We start from the raw sequence: 12,846 nt of genomic DNA, 5'->3' as shown, positions 1-12,846 counted from the left end.
AAGAACTATAATGATTAGGCATTAATCTGCTTAATAATTTCAATTAACATATTAACCCTATTAAAAGGAGTAATGAAATATAATCCATCTGCAATACCTTTTAGTTTCTTTCCTATTTCCACAGTAATTTTTACACCGATTTCTTGTGCCTCTTCTTTGCTCATATTTTCTGAAAACATTTGTACATATTTATCTGGTATAGTTACTCCAGGAAGCTCATTATTTAAAAACATTGCGTTTCTATAACTTACAACGGGAAGTAATCCCGCTAAAATCTTTACATTAGTCCTCTCTTTAATCATTTTCAAGAACTCTATAGCATTGTCATCATAGATAGGTTGCGTTAAAAAAAACTTTGCACCTTTTTCTATCTTCTTCATCATTCTATTATATTCTACTTCTTTATTTAAAACATTCAAATTCAAAGCACCACCTACATAAATACTATCTTCTTTGAATATTTCTTCATTCATGCTTTCTATTAATTCTATTAGCCTAAATGAATTTAAATTAAATACGCTTTTTGTTTCAACTTTACTAGCATCAGATATAGGGTCACCAGTAATTGCAAGGATATTTCTTATATTTTCAATATGAGATCCTATCAGACTTGACCTTATTGCATTAGTATTTTTATCTCTACAGCAAACATGAGGCATAGCTTCAATTCCTATTTCTCTCTTGATTTTAGACGATATAATAGTTGAATCTGCTCTAACCTTCGACATTGGTGAATCCGGAACTGTTACTAAATCAATATTGTTTTCTTTACATATCTTAGCTCCATCTATGATTCTTGATATATCGGTATCAATTGGTGCCGATAATTCTATAGCTACAACAAACTCACCATTTTCGAGCTTATCTTTAAAAGTATTCTTAGCCTTTTTCTCAAAACTTTTAACTTTTGGCTCAGCCTTAGTATTAGCATTGATTACTTTAGAATTCTCATTAATTATTTTGGTTAATTGTTTAATATAGCTTGGATTTGTTCCACAGCATCCCCCTATAATTGAAACCCCAAAAGACCTTATTTCACTAACTTTTTTCGCAAAATATACGGGATTGTTTGGATAAACTGTTCTTTCGTGAATTATCTCTGGATAACCTGCATTAGGCAGTACCGAAACAATTTCATTTTCTATATTAATTTTTTTAACCATTTCCAATATATGTGCTGGTCCAGAACCACAGTTAAACCCAAATGCATCTATATATTCTGTATTTCGTACTTCTTTAATCAATTTAGCCGCACTTATCCCATCTCTTGTAAATCCATCTGGCTTAACAGCAAACTGAGTAAGTATGAAACTATCTATATTCTTGTACTTAATATACTCGCTTATTTTTTTCAGGTAATTATAGTTGCTAAAAGTTTCGAATATAAAAATATCTATACCATTTTTTAAAAAGCAATCTACTATGTATTTATATTCTTCTAAAACTTCATTGCTAAATTCATCTAAATTATCTGTTTTAATAGGTCCAATACTTGCACCTATTAAAACAGAAGTATTTCTTGTTACTTCTTTAGCTAAGTTTATTCCTGACTTAATTATGTCCATTAATGTTTCTAACGATACTCCAAGATCATATGTATTAGCAGAAAAAGTATTTGTTCTAATTAGTTTAGCCCCTGCTTCAATATACTCTTTATGTATTCTTTTTATAGTTTCTTTATCATTTAAGTTACCAAATTCACAATAGGATACATCATTACCTGTTACTTCTGAATAATATGTTCCCATTGCTCCATCACATATTAGTATATCATTTTTTAATATCTCTTTTATCATTTTTAATCTCCCCAAATCCTTGTTAATAATGCTTACTAGTAAGTATACTATAATTTTTTATTCTAGTCCTCTTTTTTAATACGATTTTCCTATTGATAAATTTATTTTTTAGCCAAATTGCATGTAAAAATAAAAAGTAGATCTATCTTTGATACTATGCATCTAGATAAATCTACTCTTAAATAACTCATTAATTTTTAACAGTCTTATTAGCTGTATTCTCGTCAGTTTTTGGTACTTGTATAGTCTTATTAGGATCTTCCTGAATTTTTCCTGACGTAGGATTATTTACAATAGTTCCGTTATCTGGACCTATATTAATAGTATTGTCATCCTTTGCAGGACTTGTCACTGGTGTATTTCCCTTGTTATCATTCTCATTTTGTGCAGGAACCTCTGGTTGTAAATTTAACACACCATCATCCTTTTGTTCTTTTTTAGGGTTATCTGTAGCTTTCCCCGAATCCACATTAGGTAATGAATTGTCAGCTGCTCCATTTATTACAGGCTTATCTACAGTTGTTTTTTCAGGTTTTGCATCTGAATTTGAATTAGTAGCTGGAGTAACGACATCACTATTTTTTTCATCTTTTGCATCCCACTGAGTTACATTTTCTTTATCTTTTATACTTGCAGTAATTTCTTTTACTGGTGCTACATCTATTTTATTCTTTGTACTCTCATCTACCACTAGAGATGCTTCATATCTTCCTAAGCTTATTCCTTTTGTCTTAGCTTCATCAACATCTTCCTTATCACCTTTAACATAAGTAACTTTTTCTGTATTAAAGGTAGATTGAATAACATCCTTTATATCTTTCTCATAAGCACTGTTATCTTCATTTTTTATAAATGCAAATCCAACCAATACTTCCCTATTAGTATCTAAATATTTTTTTTCTATAAGTTTTTCCTTTATTTTTTGTATTCCTTCATCAAGAGATATACCTTTAACATCTGTAAAATCTATATTCTTTCCATCATTGTTTACACCTTCAACTCTAATAATCTTCAATTTATTATCAGCTTCTATTTGTATACTAGGATTAATATCTAAACTAACAACTGCATATGCTGTATCAGATTTCATAGTATGAAAGAAGGTGAATACTATTAAAAACAACGCTGCAATTGCTCCAATTGACTTAATAAAGTTATTATACCTATAAGTCCCACTATTACTAGCCTTAATGAGATCATCTTCAAAATAAAATATTTTTTGCCCTATTTTCATATCTTTCTTAGGTTCAATCTTTTCCATTATGCCATTATCATTTAAAGCTATAGCATAACTTTTTTTAATTTCCATTATTATTCCCCTATTCATTCTTTTCACCTACTTTCTGATCCAATTTTTTAAAGCACTGAGATTTTTATCAATTATTATTACAACAGAAATTATAAATTTTTTGCTTCTTTTTATTACCTTTTCTGTAACTGAAAACTTTAAAACAATCCTTTTGATTGGTAATCTTTTCTTTAAATACATAAAAGATAAAAATTCTTCATCCTTTGATATTTCTTCTGATAAATTAATTGCATTCTTTCTCGTTGCTTGTTGTTTGGGAGCTTCATTCACCAAATCTTCCAAAGTAAAACCAAACGAACTTATTTCATTCTTTAAGGCAGTTATTTCTTCCAGCAACATGCTATTATCTTCCTTAGGCTCAAAATATTCATCTCTAAAATCCAAACCTTTGTCCACTAATTCGTCCAAAGATGAATGATTATGCTTATTTTCACCTTTTAAGTAATTCTTTATTCTACTTCCAATTACTAATTTTGCAAAAGATAAAAAATGTCCCTTCTCATTATCATATCTTTCAATTGCCTCATGAAAACCAAGTAATCCAACGCTAAGTTCTTCATCATTTTCGCAAGATACATAGCGACCTGTCACATCTGAAATACTTTTTATTATAAAAGGCATATGATTTTCAATAAGTTCATTTATACTTGTGTTCTTATCAACATTTAAATCTATTAAAACACATTCGAGCATGACATACGCTCCCTTCTCCGGTCATTATTATATACAAAAAAAAATATAGGTTTTGGTACTTTTTATTAAACAAATGTAAAACTTTAATTTCTAGGCTTAATTTAACATTTAATTGAAAATACTTTCGTAAAATCTAAAGTGATATTTACTATTATATCATGTATTAAATATATTTTTAACTTTGTTGGTTGAAAAATATATTTATAGAACTTTTTTTCTCTTATTAATGTAATTTCTGACACTTTTTTTATTAATTTAACAAAAGATATCATTCACATATTTATATTATTAAAACATAAATTTACTTTCTAATTTAATTACAGCATATTTTACTAAAACAAAAGGAGCTTAGAGACCGGCGAAGGACACTCTAAGCTCCACATTAGCACTTTACGTACCAACTGCTTATTTAGAATAACATAAATATTTCAAAATTTCAACACAAATTATAAACTTTATCTATATATGTTAAATTTAAAATCATAATATAGATATATATATGTTTTAATAAATAAATTTACATTTAAAACTCTAGTAAGCAAAACGCTAAATTAAGAGTAGAATCTTGAAATTTGATTACAACATATATACTAACACATTCCCCCGTTACCACTACTATTATTATCTCCACCGCAAGCATTCATACTATTAGAATTAGGTTTAACATTTTTATTTGCATATTTTTTCATATAATCAATAACTCTTGCCTGCAATTTGTTTAAGCTGTCCAAATATTCATGGTTATTAGGATCTAATTCTACAGCTTTTTTCAAGTAATTAAGCCCACTGTCAAACCATCCCTTTTGAACAGATATAAAACCTTGAAGATAATTCCATTCTGCTGAATTCGCATTATTTATTAAGTTCAATTTTGCTTCAGCCTCAGAAAAGTTTTTATTATCGACTAAATTACGAATTTCTTTATATAGATTACCATTAATAATGAGCTCATATGCCGCACTAAGAGCCAAAACTTTTTGTTTAGTGGTCTCATTTTGATTTTGTGTATATTCTTCTAAAATATCTTTGAATTTATTTTTTATTTCTTCTTCAGAAGCTGTTTTTTCAACGCCTAAAACCTCGTATGGATCCAATTTAATTACACCTCTTTACTCTATCTTCTATTCTACTATTAAATATATTTAATAAAAATTAGTAATATTCTTACATGTAATTAATTTGGTCCAAAATAACCTAATAGATTTTATTAATTGACTACAAATAGTACTTTTTTAAAATTACAGCTCTTATGCTTTCATATTTTATATGTGAAGGTAGTTCTTTTTTTAGTACATTTATCTTATCATATCCATGCTTTTGGCATGCATCTATTATTAGCTTTTCATCTTCTTTATTATAAAATTCTTCCAAATTTATATGAAATGCATTTTCTCCAAACTCTTTTATATAATCTGTTACATATCCTAGGATAGTTGAAATTGAGATCTCTAATTTTTGAGATACTTCATGTATAGTTATGTTCTGCTTAAGCATATCTATTGAGATTTGATCATTCTCCCTAGTCTCTCCATCAATTATAACCTTTCTTCTTTTTCTTTCAATCCATTCTACTTTTCTATCATTTTCTGACAAATATTCGTTTACTATATTTATTATCTTTTCTCCATACAAACTTATTTTCTTAGGTCCCATGCCTGTTATATCTTTTAATTCATCTAAAGAACTCGGGCATCTTCCACTTATTTCCTTCAGAGTATTCATTGTCAGTATTGCTTGGGGTAATGCTCTTTCTTCTTTAGCGAATTCTTTTCTTGCATTGTCTAGTCTCTCGTATAATTCTAAGTCTGTTTTAACTTCTATTCTAGATTCTTCATCTTTATTTATACTCTTTTGTTCGTCTAGCAAGCCTTCATCATGATCAGATATAGCAATTTCATGTTCTTCTACAAAATTCCGTATTACATCTTCAAATACTTTTCCGTATTTATTATATTTAACTTCTCCAACTCCAGAAACTTTAAGCATTTCATATTTTGATATCGGATAATTTACAGTCATTTCTTTTAGTGTAACGTCACCGAATATTATATATGGTGGAACATTGTTTTCCTTTGCCAGTTCTTGTCTTAAATTTCTAAGAATCTCAAAAAGTTCATTTTCTTCACTAGCTTTCTTTTCTACTCTAAACTCTTTTAATTGAACTTTTTCTTGAGATGTTAATACTCTTCTTGATCTATCATTTAAACTCAACACTGGATATGTACCTTCAACCACATTAATATATCCATGAGAAATCAATGTATTAATAAAGTTTTTGAGATCTTCTGCTGAATATTCTTTCATTAATCCATAAGTAGAAAGCTCGTTAAAATGAAATTGAATAACTTTTTTATTTTTAGATCCTCTAAGCACATCTACAAGCATTCCAATTCCAAATTTAACTTTCATCCTGTATATACATGAAAGAACTTTTTGCGATTCTATTGTCTTATCAACAAACTCTCCTTCACTCAAACAATTACTGCAATTATCACATTGCCCATTATATGTTTCTCCAAAATACTCCAAAACGTATTTTCTATAGCAATAATTGCTATATACAAAATCCATCATTTGTTGAAGCTTTCTATATTGATTGTTCTTTCTCTCTACATCTTCTATTGAGTTTTCTATTAAATACTTTTGGACCTGAACATCTTGAGGCGAAAATAATAATACGCATTCGCTCTTTTCTCCATCTCTTCCTGCTCTTCCAATCTCTTGATAGTAACTTTCAATATTTCTTGGCATATTATAGTGTACAACATATCTTATATTAGGTTTGTCTATCCCCATTCCAAAAGCATTGGTTGCTATCATAATACCAGCTCTATCATATATAAAATTTTCTTGATTTTCTTTTCTAGTATGTTCAGATAATCCCGCATGATAGCAAGTCACATTATACCCTTTCGCTTGCAAAGATTCATATAAATTATTGACTTCTTTCCTAGTTGCAGCATATATAATGCCTGAAACTTCTTTATTATTTTCTATATATTTATATAAATATTCCTTTTTGTTACCACTTTTAATCACGCTGATAGATAAGTTTTCTCTATCAAAACCTGTTATAAAGACTTTTGGATTATTCAATTTAAGAAGATTTATTATATCTTCTCTCACTTCCTGTGATGCAGTTGCAGTAAATGCTGTTATTATAGGTCTCTTTTGAAGTAAACTTATAAAATTTGATATTTTTCTATAACTTCCCCTAAAATCATGTCCCCATTGAGAAATACAATGAGCTTCATCTATAGCTATTTGAGAAATATTACATTTAGAAATAACACTCAAAAACTCAAAAGATTCTAATCTTTCAGGAGCTATATAAAGAATCTTTATTTCACTATTTTCCAAATTGTTTATTACTTCTTTTTCTTCTATAGCACTCAATGTACTATTTATTAAAGCGCCTTTTATCCCCATATCTTTTAGCGTATCTACTTGATCTTTCATTAGGGATATTAAAGGAGAAATTACTATTGTTATTCCTTCTAGCATCAATGCTGGCATCTGATAACAAATTGACTTTCCTCCTCCAGTTGGCATTATGGCAAGTACATCTTCTCCATTTATTATTTTACTTATTATGTCTTCTTGCCCTTTTCTAAATGACTTATATCCATAATATTTCTCCAAATAATTTAAAGCTACATTATCCATTTAATAATACTCCTTAGATTAATACTTCCATTAAACAAGGTAGTCAAAATTGATTTAAAAACCACTTTTAACTACCTTATATATTACTTAGCTAAAATTTCTATTCCAGTCTCAGTTATCAACACTGTATGTTCCCACTGCGCTGATAATTTATCATCGGCTGTATAAATAGTCCATTCATTTTCTTCATCAACAAAAACATCATAAGTTCCTTGATTAACCATTGGTTCAACGGTAAGAATCATTCCGGGAACAAGCAACATTCCAGTTCCTTTCTCCCCTATATGAGGAACAAATGGATCTTCATGAAATTCATTACCTATTCCATGTCCACCTAATGCTCTTACTATTGTATATCCATTTTTATGAGCATGTTCCTGACACGCTGCACCTATATCTCCTAAGAATCCCCAAGGTTTTATAGCTTCAATTCCTTTTATCATACATTCCCTAGCTACTTCTACTAATCTTTTAGCTTCTTCACTAACATTGCCAATCATAAACATTCTAGATGCATCTGAATAATATCCATCTAAAATCGTAGAAACATCTACATTTATAATATCTCCATCTTTGATTATAATATTTTCATCTGGGATTCCATGGCACACTTCATTATTTATTGATGTACATACACTCTTTGGGAAACCTTCAAAATTCAATGGTGCTGGAATCGCCCCATGTTCTATAGTATAATCATATACTAATTTATCTATATCAGCAGTGCTCATCCCTGCTTTAATTTTACTTGCAACTAAGTCTAAAACCCCATCATTAATCTTAGCGCTTCTTTTGATTCCTTCTATATCTTTTTGGCTTTTTATAATATCTCTTGGTGGGACTATATGGCCTTTTCTTTTAAAACTTTCAATTTTTTCATCAAATTCTAAATGACATTTTTTATATTTCAACCCACTGCCACACCAACATTTTTCATTTCTATCTAAGATCATTGTTTTTATAACACCTCTTTATAATACATTATTATTTATTAATATTTTAGTTTTTTGTCATCAAATATTCAGCTATATATATAATACACCTAAATCAATTTAAATGCTCATCTATATTCTTTCTCTGCCAAAATTTTAACATCTTAAGCTAGCTTCCTTTAAGTAATATGGCATTTATAATTTTATAATGCAAAAGACTAGTAATCAATTTACTTTTATTTCCTATATTTAATAAGATTTCATATTCACTATCTATAATACCACTTAATATTATTTATGTTAACATTCTTTAAAATTTTATATTAACATACTTACTTTTTTGCTTTTTCAGCTTTAATAATTTTACCTTTTATAGTTATATTTTTTAACTCTTCTATAACTCTTTTTCCTTTTCCATTTAATATATCAACATAGGATACCGAATCTTGGACATCTATTATTCCAATATCTTCAGATCTAATGCCCTCTATTTTACAAATAGCCCCAACTATATCTCCGGCACGAATCTTCTTTTTTTTACCTCCATTTAAATAAATTTTTGTTATATTGTTATTTATGGCTTTTGATTTTTCTTCTTTTCTTTTCGGTTTACTTTTAAGTGTTTTAACCCCTTCATTTTTTTCCTTTTCAACCATTATTTTCTCAGGCAAATTATAGACAGGAATTTTGAATCCAATAAACTCTTCAATTTCACTTAAAAGCTTATTTTTTTCATTAACACAAAAGCTTATTGCCTTCCCTTTTTCCCCTGCTCTTCCTGTTCGGCCTATTCTATGTACATATGCTTCCTTCTCTACGGGAAGATCATAATTTATTACGTGAGTAATTCCTTTAACATCAATGCCTCTTGAAGCTAGATCTGTTGATACAAGTATTCTAAAATCGCCCAATCTAAATCCATCCATAATGCTTAATCTTTCTTTTTGAAGCATTCCTCCATGTATTCTATTAACAGAGTACCCCTTAGATTTTAACCATTGAAACACTGTATCTACATTCTCTTTAGTTTTTGCAAATATAACTACTGTTTCAGGTTTCTCAATTATTAAAATATCATTTAGTTTTTCTATCTTCTCTTCATAATTAGTATAATATAAATTATGATCTATATTTTCGTTAATAAGTTTTTGATTATTAATACTTATATCTACAGGCTTATTCATGTATTTATCACATAATACCTTTATTTCCTCTGGTATTGTTGCTGAAAATAACATAGTAACTTTCTTCTTTGGAAGTCTTCTAATAATTCCTTCAACTTGCCCTATAAATCCCATATTAAGCATTTCATCAGCCTCATCTATAACAAAATATTTAATTTGAGCTAAATTAAGACTTCCTCTATCTATATGATCTAGAATTCTCCCTGGAGTTCCAACCACTACATGCGTCTTCTGTTTCAATTTTCTCTCCTGCTCTGAGATAGGTTCTTTACCAAAAATCGAAACAGATTTTATTCTTTTAAACCTTCCTATATTAGTTATATCTTCACTTACTTGAACAGCGAGTTCTCTCGTAGGTGTTAATACTAAAATTTGTGGGATATTTTCATTCCAATCCACTTTCTCACATAAAGGAATCCCAAAAGCTGCCGTCTTTCCACTTCCCGTTTGTGATTTAACTATGATATCTTTATTCAAAAGTATCTCTGGGATAACTTTTTCTTGAACTTTTGATGGATTTTTATAACCAAGTCCCTCGATTGATTTTAGGATTTCATCACTTATTTTAAATTTAGTGAATTCATTATTCATATATTAAATTTTCACCTCAATTATTTTATTAAATTATATTAATCAGAAATTATATAAATCTTTCTTATTATACCATTCTTATCTATTTTTCAAACACTATTTGTTTGTTTATTTTTTCATTGTTTTAATGCAATTTATACTTTAAATCTAAATTTTGCTTTAGAGAGTAGTTTTTTTACATAAATATATAATCATTCTATATCAGATAATATATCTGTGGGATTATGTAACTTTAACTAGAAAAATGCACATAATAAGGATATAATTAATTAGCAATATATATAGAAAAATTATTCAACTATAAAAGGAGAAATTAATGATTAACTCATTTAGTGATTTAAATTTAAATTCAAGTATAATAGAAGGACTACAAAAACAAGGAATTAATATACCAACTTCAATTCAAGCCAACTCTATTTTACCTGCTCTTGAGGGCAAAGATATAATTGGTGAAGCCTTTACAGGAAGCGGTAAAACATTAGCTTATCTATTGCCTCTTTTTCATAAAATAGATACATCAAAGAGAGAAATGCAAGGATTAATATTGGCTCCAACACATGAACTTGCTAAACAAATAGAAGATCAAATTAAGCTTCTTGCTGAGAACTCATCATTCCCTATAACTTCACTATCTATTATTGGTGATGTTAATATAAATAACCAAATAAAGAAACTCAAAGAAATAAAACCTCACATAATTGTTGGGTCAACAGGTAGAATTCTAGATCTAATTCGAAAGAAAAAAATAACTGCTCATACTATAAAAACAATAGTAATTGATGAAGGAGATAATTTATTAGATCCGAAGAGATCTAACGTTACTAAAGACATTGTTAAATCAACAATGAGGGATAGACAGCTTATGCTATTTTCAGCATCTATAAAACCTGAAACATTGGAAACTGCGAAGTCTCTAATGAAGGAACCAATAATAATAAAAAGTGAAGATAAGCCTTTAATAAATCCTAATATTGAGCATATGTTTATCTATGTGAAAGACGTGATAAGTTTGAAACCTTAAGAAAAGTTCTTGTTGCTGCAAAACCAGAAAAAGCAATCATCTTTGTTAATAACAATGAGGATATTGAATTAACAACAGCCAAACTTAATTATCATAGCAAAGATTGTTTTGCTATGACCGGAAAGATTTCTAAGGAAGATAGAAAACTTGCAATTGAAAGCTTTAGGACAGGTAAAATAAAAATACTAGTCTCATCAGATGTTACAGCTCGTGGTCTTGATGTTGCTGATATAACTCACGTTTTCCATTTGGATTTGCCATTAAAATTAAATGAATATCTCCATAGATCTGGAAGAACTGCTAGAGGAAACGCTCATGGTACTTCTATATGTATTTTAACTGTTCAACAGCTTAATATAATAAAAAAATATGAGAGAGAATTTAATATACAATTTAAAGAAAAGAAAGTTTTTGGCGGAGTTTTAGAAGATGCTAATTATAACTCTAGTTCAAAGCAATATGAGCAAAAAAATAAATCTTATAGTAGCAAATTTAACAAATAAAATTTTATTATAGTACTTAATAAAACTTAAGCAAATTAGTATTAGGGATACTTATTTTTTCACCCAAATGATTAAAATGAGTATCCTTTCATTTTTATAATAAACTTAAATCTCTGCACACTCTTTTATATCTAATCTAATTATTCTCTATATAACAATTAGTTAATTATTTAATTATTGATGTGCCTTCACTTTAATTTATGATTTTCTTCCATTAATTTTATTAACGATAATAGTTAATAATAACTTATTATTTTATTAAAGTTTTCTTAAGTAAACAATTACCCAACTTAATCGGTGCTATAATCGGTAGTGATGTAACGGTATATATGTTCTAAGAAGTTCAATTCATAAATGTTTATCATAAACTTATCAGGTATTTATAGAACAATGAACTATATTATTTAGGACTTATATCCAAAAAACTCACTAAAATATACACATAATGTTGGAGGAAAATTTTTATGAAAAAGAAAATCATTAGTCTATTGTTAATTGCAGCAGTTAGTTCAACTGCATTAATATCTTGTGGAAAAACTAAAGATTCTGCAAATTTGAATAATGAAAATACAACGGAGCAGTCTTCCACAACATCTACAACTGAACAATCACCTCAAAGTAATTCTAAGATAGTTGGCGAAAATAACAAACCCACTGTAGAAGTTAAACAAATTGCTTCTTTGACTGATTTTAAAGATAAAGACAAAAGTGAAATTGAAAAACTTTTAGGAAAAGCTATTAGCGAGGAAGATGATAAGGCTACCTATGAAAAAGATGATTATAGTTTTGAAATAAAATATAAAGATTCAAAATGTAATGAAATTAAGATAATTCCTAAGTCAGAAATGAAATTCCCAGCTGATGGAACTAACATCTTAAAATTAGTAGGAATAAACGCAGATGATTCGGATTCTACAATATCTCCAGCTGGACTTGAATGGAATAATAAATTTGATACATTTAAGATCAATGTAGTTTCTAATAATGAACCAAATGGTAAAATTTCTTATGTAACAATTATTTTATCAGATCCTTCTAAATAATGATAAGAGTTTGTGGATTTTGTATATAAAATACTACAGTATTAAAATTTAAACCAAACCATATTAAACGTATATTCATACTTTTTTACCTAACAAATTACTTTTGTT

General features: G+C 28.2%; 8 protein-coding genes and 1 pseudogene. 2 read left to right on the top strand and 7 right to left on the bottom strand.

Annotated elements, in window-relative coordinates; translation table 11 throughout:
- Positions 1-14 precede the first annotated feature (14 nt).
- The 7 genes from AXY43_RS24120 to AXY43_RS24090 all read right to left on the bottom strand — a co-directional run bounded on the left by AXY43_RS24120 (position 15) and on the right by AXY43_RS24090 (position 10,171).
- Positions 15-1,796, bottom strand: coding sequence for a bifunctional homocysteine S-methyltransferase/methylenetetrahydrofolate reductase (locus AXY43_RS24120; RefSeq protein WP_077868401.1), 1,782 nt, complete (start codon positions 1,794-1,796; stop codon positions 15-17).
- Positions 1,797-1,986: 190 nt separating this feature from the next.
- On the bottom strand, positions 1,987-3,123 hold the full coding sequence (locus tag AXY43_RS24115) for an anti-sigma-I factor RsgI family protein (protein WP_039772400.1): 1,137 nt from the start codon (positions 3,121-3,123) through the stop codon (positions 1,987-1,989).
- Positions 3,124-3,132: 9 nt separating this feature from the next.
- Complete coding sequence (gene sigI / locus AXY43_RS24110) at positions 3,133-3,798, bottom strand: RNA polymerase sigma factor SigI (protein ID WP_011969149.1); 666 nt, start codon at positions 3,796-3,798, stop codon at positions 3,133-3,135.
- Between the two features lie 590 nt (positions 3,799-4,388).
- Entirely contained in the window at positions 4,389-4,892 is a 504-nt protein-coding gene (locus tag AXY43_RS24105) for a J domain-containing protein (protein ID WP_039772398.1), read from the bottom strand.
- A gap of 121 nt (positions 4,893-5,013) precedes the next feature.
- On the bottom strand, positions 5,014-7,464 hold the full coding sequence (gene recQ / locus AXY43_RS24100; protein WP_105412294.1) for a DNA helicase RecQ: 2,451 nt from the start codon (positions 7,462-7,464) through the stop codon (positions 5,014-5,016).
- Between the two features lie 83 nt (positions 7,465-7,547).
- Positions 7,548-8,417: a methionyl aminopeptidase gene (locus AXY43_RS24095; protein ID WP_017210048.1), complete on the bottom strand. Its 870-nt coding sequence runs from the start codon at positions 8,415-8,417 to the stop codon at positions 7,548-7,550.
- Between the two features lie 311 nt (positions 8,418-8,728).
- On the bottom strand, positions 8,729-10,171 hold the full coding sequence (locus AXY43_RS24090; RefSeq protein WP_039772395.1) for a DEAD/DEAH box helicase: 1,443 nt from the start codon (positions 10,169-10,171) through the stop codon (positions 8,729-8,731).
- A gap of 316 nt (positions 10,172-10,487) precedes the next feature.
- Between AXY43_RS24090 and AXY43_RS24085 the strand changes: the two are divergent.
- A pseudogene (locus tag AXY43_RS24085) lies at positions 10,488-11,695 on the top strand (DEAD/DEAH box helicase).
- A 464-nt stretch (positions 11,696-12,159) separates the two neighbouring features.
- Positions 12,160-12,738: a hypothetical protein gene (locus AXY43_RS24080; protein ID WP_023976833.1), complete on the top strand. Its 579-nt coding sequence runs from the start codon at positions 12,160-12,162 to the stop codon at positions 12,736-12,738.
- The last annotated feature ends 108 nt before the right edge of the window (positions 12,739-12,846 follow it).

Source organism: Clostridium sp. MF28, assembly GCF_002969175.1.
In the GTDB taxonomy this organism is placed as follows: domain Bacteria; phylum Bacillota; class Clostridia; order Clostridiales; family Clostridiaceae; genus Clostridium; species Clostridium beijerinckii.
Note: the sequence above shows the minus strand (reverse complement) of the source record. Positions and strands in the feature narration are given on the sequence as shown.

Bases quoted from the DNA above. Each gene is read 5' to 3' on its own strand.
- sigI (WP_011969149.1), bottom strand. From the start codon at position 3,798: ATGCTCGAATGTGTTTTAATAGATTTAAATGTTGATAAGAACACAAGT.
- AXY43_RS24080 (WP_023976833.1), top strand. From the start codon at position 12,160: ATGAAAAAGAAAATCATTAGTCTATTGTTAATTGCAGCAGTTAGTTCA.
- AXY43_RS24115 (WP_039772400.1), bottom strand. From the start codon at position 3,123: ATGAATAGGGGAATAATAATGGAAATTAAAAAAAGTTATGCTATAGCT.
- recQ (WP_105412294.1), bottom strand. From the start codon at position 7,464: ATGGATAATGTAGCTTTAAATTATTTGGAGAAATATTATGGATATAAG.
- AXY43_RS24095 (WP_017210048.1), bottom strand. From the start codon at position 8,417: ATGATCTTAGATAGAAATGAAAAATGTTGGTGTGGCAGTGGGTTGAAA.
- AXY43_RS24090 (WP_039772395.1), bottom strand. From the start codon at position 10,171: ATGAATAATGAATTCACTAAATTTAAAATAAGTGATGAAATCCTAAAA.
- AXY43_RS24120 (WP_077868401.1), bottom strand. From the start codon at position 1,796: ATGATAAAAGAGATATTAAAAAATGATATACTAATATGTGATGGAGCA.